Source organism: Kitasatospora sp. NPDC056076 (assembly GCF_042266305.1).
GTDB lineage: Bacteria > Actinomycetota > Actinomycetes > Streptomycetales > Streptomycetaceae > Kitasatospora.
In genome coordinates this window covers 73966-93186 of the sequence record NZ_JBHJWG010000027.1, presented here as the reverse complement: position 1 = coordinate 93186, position 19221 = coordinate 73966, and the positions used below count along the sequence as shown (strand labels likewise).

Sequence of the window (19221 nt, the reverse complement as noted above, 5' to 3'; positions counted from 1 at the left end):
CCCCGCCCCCCTGTGCGAGGGAGGAGATCATGCACGACCCCACCGACCGGCTCGCCGACAGCAAGTACCTCCTGCTGACCACCTTCGGCGACGACGGCAGCCGACTGGACACCCAGCTGTGGGTGGTCGCGGACGGCCGGGCGCTCGGCGTCTGGACCCCGGCCCACTCCGGTGAGGCCGAACGGATCCGCCGCCACCCCCGGGTGCTGATCGGCCCCTGCGACGCCCACGGGCGGCCCACCGGCCGCCGGCTCCCGGCCCGCGCCCGGCTCTGCGACGCCGACGCGACCGCGCGCTACCGCACCTCACTGATCAACAAGTACGGCCTGACGGCCCTGCTCACGCTGGCCCGGAGTCGGTTCCGGGTCGGGCTGTCCGGGACGGTCGGGATCCGGATCACGCCGAACGAGCTGGAGCAGCGGCTGGTCGGGCCGGAGTGGCGCCCGCCGGGGACGTACTGCGTCAACTGAGCGGCGCGGAAGGGCTTCGGGCACCCCGGGGCGCGTCGAGTGCCGGGATCCGTGGGAACGGGCCCGGCGCTCGGCGTTTCCGGTGCTCGGCGTTTCCGGTGTCGGCCCTTCCGGCGCTCGGCGTTTCCGACGCGGGCGTCCGGGGCGTCGCCGGTCAGGCCCCGTCGTCCGGGGCCCGGGCCAGGTCCCCCGGTTCGCAGGCCTCCCGGCCGGTCCCCAGGTGCACGACCCTGACCGCCCGCTCGGGGCCGCCGGGGACGACCCGCTGCTCGTGGCCGCAGCGCGGGCAGATCAGCGGGATGCGCGGCCGGTTCGGGTCCCGTCCGGCCTGGCCTTGGCCGCCGTCCGGGTGCGGGGCGGTCACGAGAGCGGGTGGGTCGGGACCGGGCTGACGTCCTGGATCTCGCCGTGGGCCTTGGTGAGCAGCTGCGAGGCCAGGTCGTTGAGCGCGCGGGCGCCCGCGATCTCCTCGCCCACCCGCAGCTGTTCCGGGTCGGAGGGGTGGCGGCTGCTGTAGCCGTGGGCCCGCACCTCCGTCCCGTCGCCGAGCCGCAGCAGGGCGGCGGCGGTCGTCCGCGCGCCCTCCTCGCGGAACTCCATCTCGATGTGCCAACCGACCAGAGTCTGCATGGCGGATCACCTCCATCGGTTACTCCTCCAGAGTGCGCCGCACCCAGCGTGATCACCAGGCCAGCCGGTCCGGAGTCAGGTTGAACATGTTCAACTCGGCGACGTAGAGTCGCGGACGAAGGGTATTTGAACGCGTTCAAGAGGGGGTGTGCCCGCCATGGACAAGGGCACGACCGAACTGGTCGACCTGCTGGTCCTGCTCGGCATGGGCGCCGTCCTGCCGCTCGGCCTGGCCCTGGTCGACGAACCCGGGCTGGCCCGGATCCGCCGGCTCTGGCCGCTCGCCGCCGTCCCCGGGGCGCTGTCGCTCTGGCTGCCCCGCGGCGGCCTCGCCACCGCCACCGCCGTCCTCTACGCCCTCGGCACCCTGGCCGTCGCCCTGCACGCGCCCCGGCGACTGGCCCGCACCCGCTCGCTCGCCCCCGCCGAGATCGCCGTGCTCACCGCACTCGCCGCGCCCTCGGTGGCCGGGGTCGCGCTGGTCGCCGAACGCTCCGGCTACCCGCTGTTCGGCTTCGAACCGCACACCCTGGCACTGACCGTCCCGCACTTCCACTACGCCGGATTCACCGCCGCGCTGGTCGCCGGACTGGTCTGCCGCGCCTCGGCGCCCGGCTCCGCGGCGGCCCGCTGCGCGGCGCTCAGCGTCCCGGCCGGCACCCTGCTGGTGCTCGCCGGGTACTTCCTCGGCAACTGGTGGCAGTTCGCCGGGGCGGTCGTCCTCAGCACCGGGATGTGGCTGGTCGGCCTGGTCAGCTGGCGCGACCTGCGCCCCCGCGCGGCCGACCCGGTCACCGCCGGACTGCTCACCGTCTCCTCGGGCGTGCTGGCGCTCACCATGCTGCTCGCCCTGTGGTGGGCGCTCGGCCGGGCCGCCGGGCTCCCCCACCCCACCCTGGCCTGGATGGCCGCCACCCACGGCCTCGGCAACGCGCTCGGCTTCGCGCTCTGCGCGCTCCTCGCCTGGCGCCGGATCACCACCGCGGAGGACGCCCGATGAACGACCGCAGCCACCTCGGGACCGACCCCGGTCACCCCGGAGCCGACTACAGCTACCCCGAGCAGGGCGCCAGCCGCACCGGCGAGCTGCCCGCCGGCTACCACCACCTGCGGCACCGGGCCCCGATCGGCCACGGACGCGCCGCCCTGGAGGTCGCCGGGGCCGCGCTGCTCGGCTGGCGGATGCACCGGCTGGCCGGCGTCCGGATCGACGCGGAGGCCGACCGGGCGGCCCCGGGCGTCGCCGTCCGCTGCGCGATCGGCGTCGGTCCGCTGCGGGCGGGCGCGCCCAACCGGGTGCTGGCCGCCGTCGACGGCCCGGACCGGTACGGCTTCACCTACGGGACCAGGCCCGGACACCTCGGCCGGGGCGAGGAGACCTTCCTGGTCGAGCTGGCGCCCGACGGGACGGTCTGGTTCGGCGTCACCGCGTTCAGCCGGCCGGTCGCCTGGTGGGCCCGGCTGGTCGGCCCGCTGTTCCCGCTCCTCCAGCACGCCTTCGTCCGGCGCTGCGGGCGGGTGCTGGCGGCGATCGCGGCGGACGCCGCCCGGGGCGGACCGCGCTGACCCCGCCCGGCGGCGGCGTGAATCCGCTCGCCGCCCGGCCCGGGTCTGCGGCATGATCGCCGGATGACACCGCCGCCCCCGGTGCCGGTTCCGGCTCCAGGGGCGGTCACCCCCGAGGACGGCGAGGAGCCGGCGCCGTGACCAGCTTCCACACCCACCGGGCCCTGGTCCTCGACGCCGCGCTGCCCGTCCACCGGCGCCACAGCGCCCTGCGCACCTGCCTGACCGGCTTCGCCCCGTACGGCCTGCGGGCGACCTACCACCACCTGACGCTCAGCGCCCGGATGCCCCGGCACCTGGAGGCCGACCCGGAGTCCCTGGTGCGGGCGGTGGAGGAACTGCACGAGGCGCGGCAGCTGTGGCTGGCCCGGGCGGAGCAGTACGCGGCGCAGCGGCGGGCCGAGAAGCGGGACGGCCGCCGGGCGGCGACGCCGGTGTGGTGGAACCAGCCCTGGTGGACCTCACCGAACGACGCCTGGCGCCACGACCCCTTCCTGCACCCGGCGTTGCGCCTGCCCGACTACGTCCGACGGCAGAACGCGCTGCTGGACGGGGCCGAACTGCCCGGCTGCCCGGCCTGCGGGGAGGAAGGGCCCGCGGTGGAGGTGTCGACCGGCCACGACCGGGCCGAACTGTGCCGCACCTGCGCCCGGGTGCTGGTGCCGTGCCCGTGCGGCCGGTGGCACAGCTTCCAGCAGGAGCTGCGGGTCGGCTGGGGCCGGACCTGGCGGCGGGAGCACATGACCGGTGGCGGCGAGCCCAACCCGTACTGGCCCGCCCACCTGGGCGCGGCCCGGGTGCGGCGGCTGATGGGGTACGTCGTGCTGCACCTTCCGGGCTGAACCGGTCCCGCCCGGTCACGATCGGTGCGCGGCCACCCCGGGTGCGCGGTCACGATCGGTGCGCGGCTACCCCGGGTGCGCGGTCACGATCGGTGCGCGGGGACGGAGACCAGCAGGGCGTCGGAGTTCTGGACCCGCACCTCGAAGTGGTCGATGGCGCCCGGCTGCATGGCCGCCCCGCCGGTGGTGCGCAGCACGCCCGGGGCGTCGGGTTCGCCGTAACCGTCCGCCGGGACGTACCAGGTGGTGACGGTCTGGTGCTCGCCGCCGTGCGAGACGGCGACCAGGCGGCAGGTCAACGGACCCTGTACGCCGGAGAGTTGCAGGCTGACCCGGCTGCCCCAGGTGGTGCCGTCGACGCCGACGGTGGCCTTGGCCCCGGTGGCCGGGTCGCTGGCGCTGAACTGCTCGGCGACGGCGACCACGGCGGGCGTGGTCTCCGCGGTGAGCACCGCGGCCGTGACGGCCGGGCCGGCCGCGACCATCGCGGTCGCGGCCAGGGCGAGCACCAGCCGCCGCACCCGGCCACGCCGACGGCCGGCCGCGACCTCGGCGACCAGCCGGTCCAGGAGCCGCCCGTCCGGTGCCGGCGCGAAGTCGGCCGGGTCCAGCCCGGCGGCCCGTGCCGACGCCACGTACGCGCCCAGCATCGGCTCCACGAAGCCCAGTTCGCCGACCTGCCCGGTGCACTGCGGGCAGTCCGCCAGGTGCCGCTCGAAGGCCGCGCGCTCGGCGGGCTCCAGCAGGCCGAGGACGTACGACGCGACGTCCAGGTGCTCGGGGCCACCGGACGGGCCGGGGCGGAGGTCGGGCCGCTCGGTCACGATGTCACTCCCCGTTCCTCCAGCGCGAGCCGGAGCGAGCGCAGTGCGTAGAACACCCTCGACCGGACGGTTCCGGCCGGGATGCCGAGGACGGCGGCCGCCTCCTTGGCGGTGCGGCCCTTGAGGTAGGTCTCGACGATGATCTCCCGGTGGGCGGGCGAGAGGTCGGCGAGCGCGTCGGCGACGGTCATCATCCGCAGCGCCCGGTCGATCTCGTCCTCGGCGGGCAGCTGCTCCAGGGCCGCCGCCTCCACCTCGCGCGGGCGGGCGCCGGCGCTGCGGTGGCCGTCGATCACGATCCGGCGGGCCACGGTGACCAGCCAGGGGCGCAGCGAGCCGGCCTGCGGGTCGAGCCGGTGGATGTTGCGCCAGGCCCGGACCAGGGTCTCCTGGACGACGTCCTCGGCGCGCTGCCGGTCCCCGGCGACCAGGTGGAGCACGAAGCCGAACAGCGGTCCGGCATGCTCGCGGTACAGGGCCCGCATCAGCTCCTCGTCCGCGGCCCCCTGGCCGTGTGCGGCGGGGTGCTCCTCGGTCACCACTTCATGGTTGCGCACCCGGGCCTCCCGGTCGAGGGCGATGGTCAGCGGTGGTCAGCGGTCGGTCAGTAGCCCGACGACGGCGGGGTGGGCGTCGGTGTGGGGGTGGGGGTGGGGGTGGGGGTGGGGGTGCTCGGTGCCGGGGTGGCGGGTGCCGGGGTGCCGCTCGGCATCGCCTTGCCGCCGGTCGGGGTCACCGCGAACCACTGGCCGGCCACGCCCTCGCCCTTGGTGTCGCCGGGCTTGGCGTCCGGCGAGTAGCGGTAGACGGGCCAGCCGTTGACGGTGACCTGCTTGGTGCCGTCGTCGCGGGTGAAGCTGCCGACCAGCTTGCTGTCGATGCCCTTGGCCGTGATGTCGCCGTTGGCGTGCTCGGGCGGCCACAGGGTGGCGCAGTTACCGTTGCAGTACGAGTCCGAGGGGTTGCTCTGGTCCTGGTCGAAGCGGTAGAGCGTGAAGCCCGCGCTGTCGGTGACGATGGTGCCGAGCTCGGGGTCGTCGGCGGTCCGGAGGGTGGCGGCGGCCGGGGCGCTGGAGCTGCTCGACGGGCTCGACGGGCTCGGCGCACTCGACTTGCTCGATCCGGAGGACCCACAGCCGGCGACCAGGGCCGCCGTGGCGAGGCCGGAGGCGGCGAGCACGACGGCCCGGCGGGTGCGGGGTGGGGTGCTGCGCATGGGGAGCCTCCCGCGTCGGTGAACGGACTGGACACCCCTCAGTACGGACGGTGGCCGCCCGCTGCTCAATACCGGCCGGGCCCGGAATACCCCGGCGGGCATCACCGTTGTCCCGGGCGCATGATCCGTACCGGCACCTTCGGAAGGGAAGGACCCGCGAGATGAGCAACACGGTCGAGCTGACCAAGGAGAACTTCGACGACATCGTCCCGGGCCCGGAGGGCAAGGACTTCGTCCTGATCGACTTCTGGGCCGGGTGGTGCGGGCCGTGCCGCCAGTTCTCCCCGGTGTACGAGAAGGCCGCGGAGCGCCACTCGGACCTCGTCTTCGCCAAGGTCGACACCGAGGCCCAGCAGGAGCTGGCCGCCGCGTTCGGCATCCAGTCGATCCCCACGCTGGCGATCATCCGCGAGGGCGTGCTGATCTTCTCCCAGGCCGGGGCGCTGCCGGAGCCGGTGTTCGAGGACCTGATCGGCCAGGCCCGCGAGCTGGACATGACCGAGGTCAAGCGCAAGGTGGCGGAGGAGCAGGCGGCCGAGGGCCAGGCCTGATCTCCGGGCCCTGGGTCCTGGGCCGTCCGGGGGCCCGGGGAGCTGCGGCTCTCCGGGTGTTCCGCCGGGGACGCCCCTCCCGGGCCGGGTTATCCGGTGGGCTCCGCCCCGATCCGCTCCTAGAGTCGCGGGTGACGGGGGTCCCCACCGCGGAAGGACGGTCCACCATGAGCACCTTCGTACTGGTTCCCGGATTCTGGCTCGGCGCCTGGGCCTGGGACGAGGTGGCCGCGCCGCTGCGCGCGGCCGGGCACCGGGTCCACCCGGTGAGCCTGCCCGGGCTCGCCGAACGGGCCGGTGAGCAGGGCGACTTCGGGCTGGAGGAGCACATCGCGGACCTCGCCGACCTGCTGGTGCGCGAGGACCTGTGGGACGTGGTGCTGGTCGCCCACAGCGGCGCCTGCGCCCCGGTCGGCGGGGTCGCGGACCGGATGCCGGAGCGGATCCGGCGGGTGGTCTACCTGGACAGCGGGCCGATGGCGGACGGCGGTTCGCTCTACGACCTCTGGCAGCCCGACTACCGCGAGGCCGCCGACGCCTCGGTGGTCGACGGCCGCCTGCCGATGCCGCCGTGGGACGCGATCGCCGCCTCCGGCGCCAGCACCGAGGGCCTGGACGGGGCCGCGCTGGCCCGGATCGGCACCCGGGTCACCCCGCACCCGGCCGGGGCGTACCGGGACCGGCTCCGGCTGACCGGCGCCGGGGCCGCCCTGCCGCAGGCCCTGGTCTCCTGCTCCTTCCCGCTCGACCGGGTACGGGAGATGATCGCGGCCGGCCACCCGTGGTTCGTCGGGCTGGACGGGCCGAACTGGGAACTGCGCGAACTGCCCACCGGGCACTGGCCGATGTTCTCCCGCCCCGCCGACACCGCCGCGCTGCTCGCGGAACTCGCGGCGATCTGATCACGGTTGGCGTGTTCGCCCGTACTCCGGCCGGTCCGCGTCGCAGGATGGGGCGCACGCCGCACCCGGTCGGGGACCGGGCGACCCGCGAGACCACGGAGGACCGGACATGACCAGCAGCACCACCGGGGAGTACGACGTCATCGTCCTGGGCGCCGGGCCGACCGGCGAGAACGTGGCCGACCGGACCGTCGCCGCGGGCCTGAGCACGGTGATCGTGGAGGCCGAACTGGTCGGCGGCGAGTGCTCGTACTGGGCCTGCATGCCGAGCAAGGCGCTGCTGCGCCCGGCCGCCGCGCTGGACGACGCCCGCACGGTGGGCGGCGCCCGGGAGGCGGTCGGCGACGGGCGGCTGGACGCGGCGGCGGTGCTGGCCCGCCGGGACTCCTTCGCCTCGCACTGGAAGGACGACGGCCAGGTGCAGTGGCTGCGGGACACCGGCATCGAGCTGGTCCGCGGCCACGGCCGGCTGGCGGGCGTGCGGACCGTCACGGTGGAGGCGGAGGACGGCACCGAGCGGGTGCTCACCGCCCGGCACGCCGTCGCCGTGTGCACCGGCAGCCGCCCGGTGCTGCCCGCCACCGTGCCCGGGCTGGCGGAGGCCCACCCGTGGACCAACCGGGAGGCGACCGGCTCGCCGACCGTCCCCGGGCGGCTCGCGGTGGTAGGCGGCGGGGTGGTCGGCGTGGAGATGGCCACCGCCTGGCGGGCGCTCGGCTCCGAGGTGGTGCTGCTGGTGCGCGGCGACACCCTGTTGCCGCGGATGGAGCCCTTCGCGGGCGAGCTGGTGGCCGAGGGGCTGTGGGAGGCCGGCGTGGACCTCCGCTTCGGCACCGAGGTGACGGCCCTGGAGCGCGCCGACGCCACCGGGCCGGCGGTGCTGACGCTCTCCGGCGGCGAGCAGCTGACCGTCGACGAGGTGCTGTACGCCACCGGCCGGGCCCCGCGCACCGCCGACATCGGGCTGGAGCAGGTCGGACTGCGGCCGGGCAGCTGGCTGGACGTGGACGACAGCTGCACGGTGCTGGGCGTGGACGGCGAGTGGCTGTACGCCGCCGGGGACGTCAACCACCGGGCGCTGCTCACCCACCAGGGCAAGTACCAGGCCCGGATCACCGGCGGGGCGATCGCCGCCCGGGCCGAAGGGCGCGCACTGGACACCTCGCGCTGGGGCGCGCACTCCGCGTCCGCCGACCTCGCCGGAGCGCCGCAGGTGGTGTTCACCCGACCCGAGGTCGCGGCCGTCGGCCTGACCCTGGCCGAGGCCGAGCGGCTCGACCTGCGGGTCAAGGCCGTCGACCACGAGATCGGCAACGTCGCCGGGGCCTCGCTCTACGCCGACGACTACCGCGGCCGCGCCCGGGTGGTCTTCGACCTGGACCGGCAGGTGATCATCGGCGCCTGCCTGGTCGGCCCGGCCGTCGCCGAACTGCTGCACTCGGCGACCGTCGCGGTGGTCGGCGAGGTGCCGGTCGACCGGCTCTGGCACGCCGTCCCCGCCTACCCGACGATCAGCGAGGTGTGGCTGCGGCTGCTGGAGGGCTGCCGGGGCTGATCCCCCGGCACCTCCGGACGCCCCCTCCCGGGGCGTCCCTCCCCCTCAGGGGCGCGGCGCGGCGAGGTGTGACCGCCGGTGGACGGCGGGACACTGGGCGGTGGGGTCGCGTCCGCCGCGCCCCGGGGGGTCGTCGCGGGGGGCCGCTCGCGATCAGGTGGTGTGAGACATGACCGAGGTGCTGTTGGCCGTCGGAACCGAGAAGGGCCTCTTTCTCGGCCGCAGCCGCGACCGGCTGGACTGGGATTTCAGCGGGCCGCACTTCCCGATGAACGCGATCTACTCCGTCTCGATCGACCGCCGCGAGGGCCGCACCAGACTGCTGGTCGGCGCCGACAGCAGCCACTGGGGGCCCTCGGTGTGGCGCTCCGACGACCTCGGCGCCCGCTGGCACGAGCCGGCCCGGCCGGCGATCCGCTTCCCCGAGTCGACCGGCGCCTCGCTCACCCGGGTCTGGCAGCTCCAGCCCGCCGGGCCGGAGGCCCCCGGGGTGGTGTACGCGGGCACCGAACCCGCCGCGCTGTTCCGCTCCACCGACGGGGGCGAGAGCTTCACCCTGGTCGAACCGCTCTGGAACCACCCCCAGCGGTCCGCGTGGGGCGCCGGCTACGGCGGCCAGGGCCTGCACACCGTCCTCACCGACCCGCGCGACCCGCAACGGCTGCTGGTCGCGGTCTCCAGCGGCGGCGTCTACCGCAGCAAGGACGGCGGCGACAGCTGGGAGCCCTCCAACACCGGCCTGCGCGCCGAGTTCTTCCCGGAGGAGCGCCAGTACCCCGAGTTCGGCCAGTGCGTGCACAAGATCGCCGCCGACCCGGTCCACCCCGACCGGCTCTACCTGCAGAACCACGGCGGGGTCTACCGCAGCGACGACCGGGGCGGGAGCTGGCACTCCATCGCGGACGGCCTGCCCGCCGAGTTCGGCTTCGCGGTCGCCGCCCACCCGCGCCGCGGCGACACCGCCTACCTCTTCCCGCTCGGCGGCTCGGACGACCGGATCCCGCCCGGCCGCCGCTGCCGGGTCTTCCGCACCACCGACGGCGGCACCAGCTGGCAGCAGTTGGCCGACGGGCTGCCCGGCGAGGACCACTACGGCATCGTGCTGCGCGACGCCCTGCGCACCGACGACGCCGACCCGGCCGGGATCTACTTCGGCAACCGGACCGGCGACGTGTACGGCAGCCGCGACGAGGGCGAGACCTGGTCACTGCTGGTCTCCCACCTGCCGGACGTGCTCTGCGTCCGGGCGGCGGTGGTGGGCTGAGCGACCGGGCGGCCGGGCGGTGGGCCGAGCGACCGGCGGCCGGGCCGGTCGAAAACCGGTTGCCGGGACGCTCCGGTTCTGGTGAGCATGGGCCGCCGACGAACGATCTCGTGATTCTCGTGATTCTCGCGAAGTGGGGTGGGGCCATGCCCGAAACGGACTGGGTGATCAGGCACGACGGCGCCGGAGCGCCGGTGCTGCGGTACCAGCAGGGCGAGCGGGAGGGACGCCCCTGGGCCGACCTGCTGGAGGTGCTGGACGACTCGGCGGACGCCGTGGCGTACGTCCGCGCAGAACTGGCGGGCTGGGTGGTCTCCGGCAGCCCCGAGCTCGGGCAGCGGCTGCTCGCGCAGGGCGCGACGGCCCTGCGCCACGCCCACACCTTCCGGCGGGACCTGCGCGCCGACCCCCCGCCCGCCGACTGGGCCGGGGCCCCGCTGCGGGAGGGGCTGCGGGCGGTGCCCTGCGACCGCGCGCCCGAGGAACTGCTGGAGCCGTGGCGGGCCGCCTTCGACCCGGCGCACGTGGACCACTTCCCCGGGGACGACGCCCGGGCCCTGGCCGAACGGATCGGCCCGCTGCTGGCCGGGAGCGCCATCGGCCCGGTGCTGCCGTCCAGCCTGCTCGCCGTGGACGCCGAGGACCGGGTGGTCGGCGCCGCCGTGCTGACCGACCGCGACGGCCTGCCCTGGGTCGCGGAGGTCTTCCGCCACCCGCGGCGCGGCTACCGCGGCCTCGGCGCCGACCTGCTCCGCCGGGCGGTCGCGGACGCCGCCGGGCGCGGGCTGGCCGACGTGCACCTGGTGGTCTCCGAGGGCAACCCGGCCCGCCGGGTCTACGAGGCCCTGGGCTTCGAGCTGCGGGAGACCTCGCTGACCGTGATCGTGCCGGACGCCGCCTGAGGCCCGCCCGGCCCAAGGCCCTGACCCAAGGCCCTGAGCGCTGAGTCCTGAGCGCTGAGTCCTGACCCCTGAGCCGCGGGCGCCAGGGCTCAGGGCCGGGCAAGCTCCAGGACGGCGATCCCGCCGAGGACGGTGAACGCGGCGGTCAGCCGCAGCCGCCCGAGGCGCTCGCGGAACACCACGGTGGCGATGAGCGCGGCGATCACGATGCTGGTCTCGCGCAGCGCCGCGATCGTCGCCAGGTTGCCCCGGGACTGCGCCCAGACCACCAGGCCGTACGCCGTCAGCGAGAGCACCCCGCCGAGGACCCCGACCGGCAGCACCCCGCGCATCCCGGTGAGCAGGGTGCGGCCGCGCCGGGCCCAGACCACTGCGACGAGCGCCGGCCCCTGGAGCAGGAACAGCCAGGCCACGTACCCGCCGACGGTGCCGGCGTGCCGGACGCCGCTGCCGTCCAGCACCGTGTACCCGGCGATCATCGCCCCGGTGCCGGCGGCGGCCGTGAGAGCGGGCAGCTGCGCCCGCCCGGGTATGCCCTGGGCGAAGGCCAGCCCGATCAGCCCGCAGGAGATCACCACCACGCCCGCCAGCTCGCCCGCGCCCAGGTGCTGGCCGAGCACCGTGACCGACAGCAGGGCGACCAGCAGCGGCGCCGAACCGCGGGCGATCGGGTACATCTGCCCGAAGTCGCCCAGCTGGTAGGCCCGCAGCAGCAGGACCGTCGAGACCGTCTGGACCACCGTGGAGGCCAGCAGGTACGGCCAGGCGGCGGCCGCCGGCAGCGGGTTGACCGCCACCAGCACCACCGCGCAGGCGGTGTACGTCAGGTTGATCAGCGCGAAGCCGACCATCTTGTCCGGGATCCGGTGCGCCAGCCCGTTCCACACCGCGTGCAGCACGGCGGCCGTGAGCACGGCCAGCGGCACGGCCGATCCGATTTCTGACATGGCGAAGCTCCCCTCCCGTCAGCCTGCCGGATTTCCGGCGGCGCTGGAACTGGATTCCACGCTACCCTAGAGCCATGGAAGAACGTTCCGAATTTTTCACGCCCCTGGAATCCCAGCTGGCCGCGCAGATCCGGGCCAGGCTCGGCGAGCTGCGCGGCACCGAGGCGCGGGTCGCCCGGGTGGTGCTGGACCGGGGCGCCGAACTGGTGCACCTGAGCGTCAGCGACGTGGCGGCGCTGGCCGGGACGGCACCCTCCTCGGTGGTCCGGGCCTGCCAGCGGCTCGGCTTCCGCGGCTTCCAGGAGTTGAAGATCGCCGCGGCCCTGCACGCCCCGGCCGCCCCCGCCGCGGAACCGGCCGCGGACGCCGACGACCCGGCCGCCCGGGCCCTCGCCGACACCCTGCGCGCCGCCCGGGCCGCCCTGGAGGGCATCACCGCCACGCTCGGCCCGGACGACCTGCGGGCCGCCGCCGAACTGCTGGACGACGCCCCCCGGGTGCTGCTGGTCGGCACCGGGCTGTCCGGCGCCGTCGCTCTGGACATCGCCTACCGGCTGCGGGCGCTCGGCCTGGTGGTGGACGCCCCGGCCGACTCGATGACCGCCCAGCTGGTCGCCGCCGGGCTGCCGCCGGGCGCCGTCTGCCTGGCCGTCAGCCACACCGGCGCCACCCACAGCGTGGTGGCCGCCGCCCGGGCCGCCCGGGCGTCCGGGGCCGAGGTGCTGGCGCTCACCAGCTACGCCCGCTCGCCGCTCACCGAGACGGCGACCTGCGTCCTGGTCGCGGGCGGGCAGGACCTGGTCTTCGGCCTGGAGACCACCGCCAGCCGGCTGGCCCACCTGGCCGCCGTGGACGCGCTCGCCCAGACCCTGCTGGCGCTGCGCGGGCCCCGCGCGGAGCAGGCCCTGCGGCTCGCCGCCGACGTCTGCGCGGACTACGTGTACTGACCCCGGCGATCAGGACGGCTACGTGCTGGGCCGGTGGGCGCCCTCGATCCGGGCGCCGCGCACCACGACCATGGTCAGGCCCACCGCGACCAGCAGCTCCGCCCAGAAGAACGCCGCGTAGTCCAGCAGCGAGCCGATCGGCGGGCTGCCGGGCGCGGCGTTGCGCATGCCGACCAGCGCGAACAGGGTGGCCGCCATCCAGCTCAGGGCCGGCCAGACGATCCCGCGCCGCTGCCGGACGATCAGCCAGGCCGCCACCAGGACGGACAGCGCCAGCGCCCACATCGCCGCCATCATGAACCAGGCCAGGATGTAGGTGCTGCGCGAGCGGCTGATCTGCTCGGTGACGGCGATGCCGAGGCCGTCGGTCTCCTTCTCCCCCTGGGTGAAGGCGAAGAACGGGTCGGCCTCCTGGATCCCGATCGTCACCGGGACCGGCCGCCCCCCGACGGTGGCCCGGAAGCCGACCTGTGCGCGGTAGCCGTCGAAGGGGTAGTCGGTGACCCGCCCCTCGGCGAGGCTGAACGACACCGGGCTGGAGGGGATCGGCTGGCCGGCCGGGTACTTGAGCACGGTCTGCTCCAGCGAGGTGGTCTCCAGCGCCACGTCCTGCGCCGGGATCTGCTGGATGCCGGACGTCCCCAGGGCGCCGTGCGGCACCACCAGGATCTTGGCGGCGACGGTCTGGGCGGCCGCGTCGACCCGCTGGAGCACCACGTCGACCTCCAGGAAGTCCGACGGGTGGTCGACGCCCACCTCCTGGGCCCGACCGCGGGTGGAGCGCTCGTCGGAGTAGAGCACCAGGCCGGCGGCCACGAACAGCACGATCGCCACCAGCACGGCGTACGCCCGCCAGGGGCGGACCTTCGGCCGGGTGGCGCTCGTGGCGCGCACCCGGGCGTCGATGCGGACCTTGGGCCGGGCGGTCGGACGCAGGGGCCGGACGGCCCTGCGGTGCGGCGGCGTGCTCATCGACCTGCTCCCACGGTCGGCGGCGGCGGCACCTGCTGCCGCCCGTCCCGCCAGCGTCGGCACGCTACCACCTGCTCCGCAACCGGGGCGGGCCGCCCGGGGCCTCCCCGCGGACGCGGAAAACACGCTGGTCGGAGCCGCTGTGTAGGCTCATCCGTCATGGCGAGGGTGACACGGGACGATGTGGCGCGGGTGGCGGGGACGTCCACGGCGGTCGTGAGTTATGTGATCAACGACGGACCGCGTCCGGTGGCACCGGCCACCCGGGCGCGGGTGCTCGCGGCGGTGGAGGAGCTCGGCTACCGGCCCAACCGGGTCGCCCAGGCGATGGCCCGCCGCCGGACCGACCTGCTCGGCATGGTCGTGCCGGACGCCCGGCAGCCCTTCTTCGCCGGGCTCGCCCACGCCGTGGAGCAGGCCGCCACCGAGCACGGCCGGCTGCTACTGATCGGCAACTCCGACTACGCGGACGAGCGCGAGGCGCACTACATCCGGGCCTTCCTGGGGATGCAGGTGGACGGGCTGATCCTGGTCACCCAGGACCCGGCCGCCCCCGGGCTGAGCGGCTTCGACTCGGCCGACGGCACCCCGGTCGTGCTGCTGCACCACCGCACCGAGAGCGTCGACGGCGTGGCCGTGGTGGCCGACGACGAGGGCGGCGCCCGCGAGGTGGTCCGCCACCTGCTCGACCACGGCCACGCCGAGGTGCACTGCTTCGGCGGCACCCTGGCGCTCAGCCCGCTCGACCCGGTCACCGGGCGGACGGCCGGCTGGGCCGAGGCGCTGGCCGAGGCCGGGCTGTCCACCGACGGCCGGCTCACCCCGGCGCCCTTCGACCGGGTCCGGGCGCACGCCGAGGCGCTCACCCTGCTGAGCCGGCCCGACCGGCCGTCCGCCGTCTTCTGCGCGACGGACGACCAGGCGATCGGCCTGCTGCGGGCCGCCGACGACCTGGGCATCCGGGTGCCCGAGGAGCTCGCGGTGGCCGGGTTCGACGACATCGCGGAGGCGGTGATCGCCGGACCGGCGCTGACCACCGTCACCACCGCGCAGGACGAGATGGCCCGGGCCGCGGTGGACCTGGTGCTCGGCGGCCCGGAGCGCCGCGCCGCCGGGGCCCGGACCTTCCCGGCCCGGCTGGTGGTGCGGCGCTCCTGCGGCTGCCCGGCCGGCGATGCCGGGCAACAGCCCTAGACCACAGGTCAGTTGAGCTGGAAGGTGGCCTCGACCGGGTAGTGGTCGCTGGGCGCGTTGGTGTCCGGCTGCCCCGGCACCCAGCCGGCCTGGGGGTCGAAGTCGACCTTCACGTCGGACATCGAGCTCGGCACCGGGCGGCCCGGGGCGTTGAGGTAGCCGAGGTAGTCCAGGTCGTCCCGGTAGTCGGTCGGGAAGGTCTCCACGCCCGCCATGTACTGGCACCAGGAGGAGACCGGGCAGTCCATGGTGGTGCGGGTCTGGTTCGGGACGGTGGCCGGGGTGCCGAGCACGCCGTTGACCGCGTTCTGGGCGTTGGCGTAGTCGCCGCGGGCCTGGCCGTGGAAGTACTCGACGTTGAGGTCGCCGCCGATCAGCACCGGCGCGCCGCTGCCCACGATGCCGTCGACCCAGGCGCGGATCTCGGCGAGCTGGCCGAGCCGGGTGGACTGGGTGGTGTCGGTGGAGGTGTCGGCCTCGTCCGCCTGGAGGTGGGTGCCGACCACCCACGCGGTGCTGCCGTTCTTCTTCACCTGCACCAGCGCCGCGCCCTTGTTGGCGTGGTAGTCCCAGGTGCCGTAGGTGGAGTTGCTGAACACGTGGGCGTACTGGGCGGTGATCGGGTACTTGGAGAGGATCATCGTGCCGCCGTTGATGACGAACCACGAGCTGGAGCAGTTGCCGCTGACGCCCGTCCAGCCGCCGCCCGAGCAGGTCCCGCCGACCACCGGGGTGCGGTACGGGTAGAGGTCGGCGAGCTTGGCGTTGATGTCGGCGGTCGAGCTGTTGTTGAACTGCTCGTCCAGGACGACCACGTCGGCGTTGTGCTGCCGGACGATCTGCTCGATCACCGGGGTGCGGCGGGCGGCCTGCTCGTTCTGGGTACTGTCGACGATCGCGGTGCCGAGGTCGACGTTGAAGGCGAGGACGGACAGCGCGGTGGGGCTCGCCGCGGTGGTGGCGGAGGCGCTCGGGGCGGTGCCGCCGAGCAGCAGTGCGGCGGCGGCCGCCGAGGTGAGGGCGGTGGCCGTGCGGCGCGAGAGCATGGGCGTTCTCCTGGGGGTCCGTCAACCGGTGGGATCCGGGCGGGCCGGGGTGACCGGCCGCCGGTGATTGGCGGGGGAACGCTAGCTACTGCTCGGTACGTCGGGAAGAACGCCAGGCGATCAGTTGCGATCGCTCCTGTGGCGCTGAGATGTCTGTACAGCTCAGGGCCGTCGGCTGACAAGATGTCTGTACACCCTGGTACCCGCCGCCGGCCGGCCGGTGAACGGCCGTCAGCCGTCCGACAGTTCGTCCGCGAGCAGGTCCATCAGCAGGTTGTCGTGCCAGGTGCCGTCCGAGCCGCGCTCGTACTGGCGCATGGTGCCGACCGGGCGGAAGCCCACCTTGGTGTAGCAGCGGATGGCGGCCAGGTTGTCCGCGGCCGGGTCGATCACCAGCCGGTGGTAGTGGTGGTCGTGCACCAGGTGCCGGGCCAGGGTGCGCACGGCGTCCGTCCCCAGGCCCAGACCGTGCACCGAGGGGTCGAGGAAGATGTCCATCCCGGCGTGCCGGTACTCGTCGTCGTTCTCGGCGTACCACTGCACGGCGCCGACCACCCGGCCGCCCACGTCGATCGCGAAGGTCTCGGTCTCGGGGGCGTCCAAGTCCCGGGCGACCTCGTCGACCAGGTCGTCACCGCCCCGCCAGCGGGCGAACACCTCGGGCGTGCTGCGGATCGCCACCAGTGCCGGGATGTCGTCGGCGGTGGCCGGGCGGAGGGTGACCAGGGTGCCGTGCAGAATCGTCCCCATATGGGGCATGTTGGCACGGAAAGCCGCCCCTGGCCAGCGGTTTTCCAGGGCCTCGCCCGGCGCCGCGGCACGGGGCGGGCCGGGGCCGCGAGCCGGGCGGTCAGCCCGCGGCGGGCCGCTCCTGGTCGCCGAGCGGGCCCAGCCAGACGGCGGTGACGGCACTGACGTAGCGGGCGCCGCAGTGGTCGTCCGGGACGACCAGCTGCGGGCCGTCCGCGTCCAGCGGGGCGCCGTCCATGCTGGTGGCGAGCAGGATCCGGCGGCCGCCGAAGTCCGGGTCGATCTCGGCCCAGGAGACCACCGCCCGGTGGCCGTCCGCACCGACCACGTTGAGCAGGAAGCGCAGCCGCTGCTTGCGGCCGGAGAAGTCGATCCGGGGCCGGGCGGCGAGCAGGACGTCCAGCAGGGCCGGGCCCTCGTAGCCGTGCCGCTGCTCGCCCTCGGTCAGGCAGTCGAAGCTGACCTCGACCCGGTGCGCGGGAAGGGTGCGCAGCTGCTCGACGGTCAGCTCGGCCGGCTCGTCGAGGTGGCCGTGCAGCCGGACGGTGGGTGGTGCCGGGGTCACGCCTGGGCCGGTCCGGATCATGGCGCTCCTTCCTCCCGGGCCGCGCCACTGCGGCCCGGGAGGAGGACTACCCGAGGGGCAGCTCCGACATTCGCGGTTGCGGCGCTGAATGCCCTCATTCAGCGGCAGCTGAGATGACCGGGCGACGGTTCAGCTCGCAAGTGCGAGACCGGTCGCGGTGCACGCCGGAGGCCGCGGCGCCCGCCGGAGGAGAAGGACCGGCGCGCCCCGCACACCGATTCAAGCAACCCGGCAATCGGGCGGACCACTGGTTCCGCACACCGGTCACGGGGCCCTCGGCTGGATGATCCGACAAGAAGATTCGCGGTTGTTCAACTGGCATTTACGATGCACATGCGTCGACATTCCTCTCATCTGCGAGAGGAAGCGACGCGGCGCACCAGAGCGACACCCCTGGCGAGAGCGAGCGAAAGATGATCGTCGGCGACCTGCTGCACCTCGACGACCTGTCCATCCGGCTGGCCTGGGGCACCCCCGACCTGCTCGACCGCCCGGTCACCGGCGTCAGCTCCACCGACCTCCAGGACCCGGCCCGCTACCTCCAGCCCGGCGAACTCGTGCTCACCGGCCTGGTCTGGTGGCAGCCCGCCGACGCCTCCGGCGCGCTGCGCTTCGCCACCGCGCTGCGCAGCGCCGGGGTGGCCGCCCTGCTGGCCGGCGAGGGCACCCACGGCAGCATCCCGGACGGCCTGGCCGAGGCCTGCCGCACCCACGCCATCCCGCTGCTCGCGGTGCCCGCCGGGGTGAGCTTCCGGGCCGTCACCGACCGGGTCTACCTGCGGCTCTGGGGCGACCTGCGGGCGGGGGCGCAGGACACCGCGGCGATCCCGGAGACCGTCCGCAGCGAACTGCTCGACCTGGTCCGCACCGAGGCCGCGCCCGGCCAGGTGCTGGCCCGCGCGGTCGGCCGGCTCGGGCTGCCCGAGTGCTCGATCACCACCGCCGGCGGCCGCCCGGTGGCCGGCCCGCCCCAGCCCGCACCGGCCGCCGGTCGCGGCGGACCCGGGCTGCCGGTCGGCCCGCAGGACGGCTCCCCGTTCGACGGCTGGCGGCTGCGGGCCCACCCGCACACCCCCGCCGTGGAACCGGCGCTCCAGGGCCTCGCCGACCTGCTCGCCCCGCTCGCCGCCCGCGCCCGGGCCGCGGCCGGCACCCGGCGGCGGGCCGCCGGACGGCTGCTGGACGCGTTGGCCGACGACGCCGGACTCACCGAACCGCTCGCCGCCTGCGGGCTGGCCGAGACCGGCCCGCTGGTGGCGGTCACCGCGCGGATCGAGCCCGGCCGGGCCGGCGACGAGGCGCCGGTCGACTGGGCGGCGCACGCGCTGGCCGAGGCCCTGCACCCCCTGGACGCCCCGTACGCGGCCGGCACCGACCGCACCGGGCTCACCGCCGCACTGGTGGCCGCACCCGCCGAGCGGGTCGCCGAACGGCTGCGCCGGGCCCGGCCCGCCCTCCAGGCCCGGCTGACCGGCCGGCGCACCCTGCGGATCGGCGTCGGCCCGGCCGCCCCGGCCACCCCCCAGGCGCTGCGGGCGGCCCTGGTGCAGGCCCGGTACGTGCTGGCGGGCGCCCCCGGCCCGGTCGGCAGCACCGCCGAACTGGACTCCCTGGACGGGCTGTTGCGCGGCATCCCGCCCGAGGTGACGGCCGCCTTCCACGCCCGGCTGCTGGCCCCGCTGACCGCCCACGACGCCGAGAACGGCGTCTCGCTGCTCGGCACCCTGGCGGTGTTCCTCGACCATGACGGCTCCTGGGCGCGGACGGCCGAGCAGCTCCACATCCACGTCAACACCGTCCACTACCGGATCCGCCGGATCGAGGAGCTGACCGGCCGCAACCTGGCCCGCCTCCGCGACCGGACCGACCTGCGGGCGGCACTGCTGTGCGCGCCGGCGGCGGCCGTCCGGTGACCGCCCGGTGACCGCCGCCCGGTGACCGCCCGGTCGGCGAGCAGGGCCTGGACGGACGACAGGTAGGAAAAAGATTCTTCCCGGCCGATGTCGATCCGGCGCCGGCCCGATCGACGCAGGGGTGAGCGGCGGGGACCGGCCCCG

Annotated in this window: 22 protein-coding genes; 12 read left to right on the top strand and 10 right to left on the bottom strand. The window is 75.3% G+C overall.

Going from position 1 to position 19221, the window contains the following annotated elements:
* The first annotated feature begins 29 nt into the window (after nucleotides 1–29).
* Nucleotides 30–470 (top strand): PPOX class F420-dependent oxidoreductase, encoded by a 441-nt coding sequence (locus tag ACFC1T_RS22680; RefSeq protein WP_375891275.1) that lies wholly within the window; start codon nucleotides 30–32, stop codon nucleotides 468–470.
* A 154-nt stretch (nucleotides 471–624) separates the two neighbouring features.
* Here the strand turns inward: ACFC1T_RS22680 and ACFC1T_RS22675 are convergent, their stop codons facing one another.
* Nucleotides 625–834, bottom strand: coding sequence for a hypothetical protein (locus ACFC1T_RS22675; RefSeq protein WP_375891273.1), 210 nt, complete (start codon nucleotides 832–834; stop codon nucleotides 625–627).
* Nucleotides 831–1100, bottom strand: coding sequence for a DUF1876 domain-containing protein (locus ACFC1T_RS22670; protein ID WP_375891271.1), 270 nt, complete (start codon nucleotides 1098–1100; stop codon nucleotides 831–833). Before ACFC1T_RS22670 ends, ACFC1T_RS22675 begins: the two co-directional genes overlap by 4 nt.
* Before the next feature lie 157 nt (nucleotides 1101–1257).
* On the opposite strand from ACFC1T_RS22670, the gene ACFC1T_RS22665 reads away from it, so the two are divergent.
* From ACFC1T_RS22665 to ACFC1T_RS22655, 3 genes are all read left to right on the top strand, one after another.
* Entirely contained in the window at nucleotides 1258–2100 is an 843-nt protein-coding gene (locus tag ACFC1T_RS22665) for a YndJ family protein (RefSeq protein WP_375891270.1), read from the top strand.
* The gene (locus ACFC1T_RS22660; RefSeq protein WP_375891268.1) at nucleotides 2097–2666 is read left to right on the top strand and encodes a DUF1990 family protein; all 570 of its coding nucleotides are present in this window, start codon (nucleotides 2097–2099) and stop codon (nucleotides 2664–2666) included. Before ACFC1T_RS22665 ends, ACFC1T_RS22660 begins: the two co-directional genes overlap by 4 nt.
* Before the next feature lie 137 nt (nucleotides 2667–2803).
* Entirely contained in the window at nucleotides 2804–3508 is a 705-nt protein-coding gene (locus ACFC1T_RS22655; protein ID WP_375891267.1) for a hypothetical protein, read from the top strand.
* Nucleotides 3509–3591: 83 nt separating this feature from the next.
* On the opposite strand, the gene ACFC1T_RS22650 is transcribed toward ACFC1T_RS22655, so the two are convergent.
* The 3 genes from ACFC1T_RS22650 to ACFC1T_RS22640 are packed head-to-tail and all read right to left on the bottom strand — an operon-like array spanning nucleotide 3592 to nucleotide 5548.
* The gene (locus ACFC1T_RS22650) at nucleotides 3592–4332 is read right to left on the bottom strand and encodes a zf-HC2 domain-containing protein (RefSeq protein WP_375891265.1); all 741 of its coding nucleotides are present in this window, start codon (nucleotides 4330–4332) and stop codon (nucleotides 3592–3594) included.
* The gene (locus tag ACFC1T_RS22645) at nucleotides 4329–4889 is read right to left on the bottom strand and encodes a sigma-70 family RNA polymerase sigma factor (RefSeq protein ID WP_375891263.1); all 561 of its coding nucleotides are present in this window, start codon (nucleotides 4887–4889) and stop codon (nucleotides 4329–4331) included. The genes ACFC1T_RS22650 and ACFC1T_RS22645 overlap by 4 nt, the downstream gene beginning before the upstream one ends.
* A gap of 47 nt (nucleotides 4890–4936) precedes the next feature.
* On the bottom strand, nucleotides 4937–5548 hold the full coding sequence (locus ACFC1T_RS22640) for a hypothetical protein (protein ID WP_375891261.1): 612 nt from the start codon (nucleotides 5546–5548) through the stop codon (nucleotides 4937–4939).
* Between the two features lie 161 nt (nucleotides 5549–5709).
* Between ACFC1T_RS22640 and ACFC1T_RS22635 the strand changes: the two genes are divergently transcribed.
* From ACFC1T_RS22635 to ACFC1T_RS22615, 5 genes are all read left to right on the top strand, one after another.
* Nucleotides 5710–6099, top strand: coding sequence for a thioredoxin family protein (locus ACFC1T_RS22635; protein WP_375891259.1), 390 nt, complete (start codon nucleotides 5710–5712; stop codon nucleotides 6097–6099).
* Between the two features lie 167 nt (nucleotides 6100–6266).
* Nucleotides 6267–7001 carry an alpha/beta fold hydrolase gene (locus ACFC1T_RS22630; RefSeq protein WP_375891257.1) on the top strand — a complete coding sequence of 245 codons (735 nt, stop codon included), beginning with the start codon at nucleotides 6267–6269 and terminating at the stop codon, nucleotides 6999–7001.
* Nucleotides 7002–7110: 109 nt separating this feature from the next.
* Nucleotides 7111–8556 carry a dihydrolipoyl dehydrogenase family protein gene (locus tag ACFC1T_RS22625; RefSeq protein ID WP_375891255.1) on the top strand — a complete coding sequence of 482 codons (1446 nt, stop codon included), beginning with the start codon at nucleotides 7111–7113 and terminating at the stop codon, nucleotides 8554–8556.
* Between the two features lie 169 nt (nucleotides 8557–8725).
* Nucleotides 8726–9820: a WD40/YVTN/BNR-like repeat-containing protein gene (locus tag ACFC1T_RS22620; protein ID WP_375891253.1), complete on the top strand. Its 1095-nt coding sequence runs from the start codon at nucleotides 8726–8728 to the stop codon at nucleotides 9818–9820.
* Between the two features lie 146 nt (nucleotides 9821–9966).
* Entirely contained in the window at nucleotides 9967–10722 is a 756-nt protein-coding gene (locus ACFC1T_RS22615; RefSeq protein ID WP_375891251.1) for a GNAT family N-acetyltransferase, read from the top strand.
* An 89-nt stretch (nucleotides 10723–10811) separates the two neighbouring features.
* Here the strand turns inward: ACFC1T_RS22615 and ACFC1T_RS22610 are convergent, their stop codons facing one another.
* On the bottom strand, nucleotides 10812–11669 hold the full coding sequence (locus ACFC1T_RS22610; protein WP_375891249.1) for an EamA family transporter: 858 nt from the start codon (nucleotides 11667–11669) through the stop codon (nucleotides 10812–10814).
* Between the two features lie 74 nt (nucleotides 11670–11743).
* Between ACFC1T_RS22610 and ACFC1T_RS22605 the strand changes: the two genes are divergently transcribed.
* Nucleotides 11744–12616: a MurR/RpiR family transcriptional regulator gene (locus ACFC1T_RS22605; protein ID WP_375891247.1), complete on the top strand. Its 873-nt coding sequence runs from the start codon at nucleotides 11744–11746 to the stop codon at nucleotides 12614–12616.
* A gap of 18 nt (nucleotides 12617–12634) precedes the next feature.
* Here the strand turns inward: ACFC1T_RS22605 and ACFC1T_RS22600 are convergent, their stop codons facing one another.
* Nucleotides 12635–13588 carry a DUF4436 family protein gene (locus ACFC1T_RS22600; protein WP_375891245.1) on the bottom strand — a complete coding sequence of 318 codons (954 nt, stop codon included), beginning with the start codon at nucleotides 13586–13588 and terminating at the stop codon, nucleotides 12635–12637.
* A gap of 159 nt (nucleotides 13589–13747) precedes the next feature.
* Between ACFC1T_RS22600 and ACFC1T_RS22595 the strand changes: the two genes are divergently transcribed.
* Nucleotides 13748–14782 (top strand): LacI family DNA-binding transcriptional regulator, encoded by a 1035-nt coding sequence (locus ACFC1T_RS22595; protein WP_375891243.1) that lies wholly within the window; start codon nucleotides 13748–13750, stop codon nucleotides 14780–14782.
* A gap of 8 nt (nucleotides 14783–14790) precedes the next feature.
* Here the strand turns inward: ACFC1T_RS22595 and ACFC1T_RS22590 are convergent, their stop codons facing one another.
* The 3 genes from ACFC1T_RS22590 to ACFC1T_RS22580 all read right to left on the bottom strand — a co-directional run bounded on the left by ACFC1T_RS22590 (nucleotide 14791) and on the right by ACFC1T_RS22580 (nucleotide 17164).
* A complete protein-coding gene (locus ACFC1T_RS22590; RefSeq protein WP_375891241.1) occupies nucleotides 14791–15828 on the bottom strand; it encodes a sphingomyelin phosphodiesterase in 1038 nt (345 codons plus the stop codon).
* A 231-nt stretch (nucleotides 15829–16059) separates the two neighbouring features.
* Entirely contained in the window at nucleotides 16060–16578 is a 519-nt protein-coding gene (locus ACFC1T_RS22585; protein WP_375891239.1) for a GNAT family N-acetyltransferase, read from the bottom strand.
* 100 nt (nucleotides 16579–16678) lie between these two features.
* Entirely contained in the window at nucleotides 16679–17164 is a 486-nt protein-coding gene (locus ACFC1T_RS22580) for a molybdopterin-dependent oxidoreductase (RefSeq protein WP_375891237.1), read from the bottom strand.
* A gap of 413 nt (nucleotides 17165–17577) precedes the next feature.
* On the opposite strand from ACFC1T_RS22580, the gene ACFC1T_RS22575 reads away from it, so the two are divergent.
* Nucleotides 17578–19077 (top strand): PucR family transcriptional regulator, encoded by a 1500-nt coding sequence (locus ACFC1T_RS22575; RefSeq protein ID WP_375891235.1) that lies wholly within the window; start codon nucleotides 17578–17580, stop codon nucleotides 19075–19077.
* Nucleotides 19078–19221: the final 144 nt, after the last annotated feature.

Excerpts from the sequence above, each read along its gene's own strand:
- ACFC1T_RS22580 (WP_375891237.1), bottom strand. The coding sequence starts at position 17,164 with ATGATCCGGACCGGCCCAGGCGTGACCCCGGCACCACCCACCGTCCGG.
- ACFC1T_RS22680 (WP_375891275.1), top strand. The coding sequence starts at position 30 with ATGCACGACCCCACCGACCGGCTCGCCGACAGCAAGTACCTCCTGCTG.
- ACFC1T_RS22660 (WP_375891268.1), top strand. The coding sequence starts at position 2,097 with ATGAACGACCGCAGCCACCTCGGGACCGACCCCGGTCACCCCGGAGCC.
- ACFC1T_RS22620 (WP_375891253.1), top strand. The coding sequence starts at position 8,726 with ATGACCGAGGTGCTGTTGGCCGTCGGAACCGAGAAGGGCCTCTTTCTC.
- ACFC1T_RS22665 (WP_375891270.1), top strand. The coding sequence starts at position 1,258 with ATGGACAAGGGCACGACCGAACTGGTCGACCTGCTGGTCCTGCTCGGC.
- ACFC1T_RS22625 (WP_375891255.1), top strand. The coding sequence starts at position 7,111 with ATGACCAGCAGCACCACCGGGGAGTACGACGTCATCGTCCTGGGCGCC.
- ACFC1T_RS22630 (WP_375891257.1), top strand. The coding sequence starts at position 6,267 with ATGAGCACCTTCGTACTGGTTCCCGGATTCTGGCTCGGCGCCTGGGCC.
- ACFC1T_RS22615 (WP_375891251.1), top strand. The coding sequence starts at position 9,967 with ATGCCCGAAACGGACTGGGTGATCAGGCACGACGGCGCCGGAGCGCCG.
- ACFC1T_RS22640 (WP_375891261.1), bottom strand. The coding sequence starts at position 5,548 with ATGCGCAGCACCCCACCCCGCACCCGCCGGGCCGTCGTGCTCGCCGCC.
- ACFC1T_RS22595 (WP_375891243.1), top strand. The coding sequence starts at position 13,748 with ATGGCGAGGGTGACACGGGACGATGTGGCGCGGGTGGCGGGGACGTCC.
- ACFC1T_RS22585 (WP_375891239.1), bottom strand. The coding sequence starts at position 16,578 with ATGGGGACGATTCTGCACGGCACCCTGGTCACCCTCCGCCCGGCCACC.
- ACFC1T_RS22670 (WP_375891271.1), bottom strand. The coding sequence starts at position 1,100 with ATGCAGACTCTGGTCGGTTGGCACATCGAGATGGAGTTCCGCGAGGAG.
- ACFC1T_RS22635 (WP_375891259.1), top strand. The coding sequence starts at position 5,710 with ATGAGCAACACGGTCGAGCTGACCAAGGAGAACTTCGACGACATCGTC.
- ACFC1T_RS22610 (WP_375891249.1), bottom strand. The coding sequence starts at position 11,669 with ATGTCAGAAATCGGATCGGCCGTGCCGCTGGCCGTGCTCACGGCCGCC.
- ACFC1T_RS22575 (WP_375891235.1), top strand. The coding sequence starts at position 17,578 with ATGATCGTCGGCGACCTGCTGCACCTCGACGACCTGTCCATCCGGCTG.
- ACFC1T_RS22605 (WP_375891247.1), top strand. The coding sequence starts at position 11,744 with ATGGAAGAACGTTCCGAATTTTTCACGCCCCTGGAATCCCAGCTGGCC.
- ACFC1T_RS22600 (WP_375891245.1), bottom strand. The coding sequence starts at position 13,588 with ATGAGCACGCCGCCGCACCGCAGGGCCGTCCGGCCCCTGCGTCCGACC.
- ACFC1T_RS22590 (WP_375891241.1), bottom strand. The coding sequence starts at position 15,828 with ATGCTCTCGCGCCGCACGGCCACCGCCCTCACCTCGGCGGCCGCCGCC.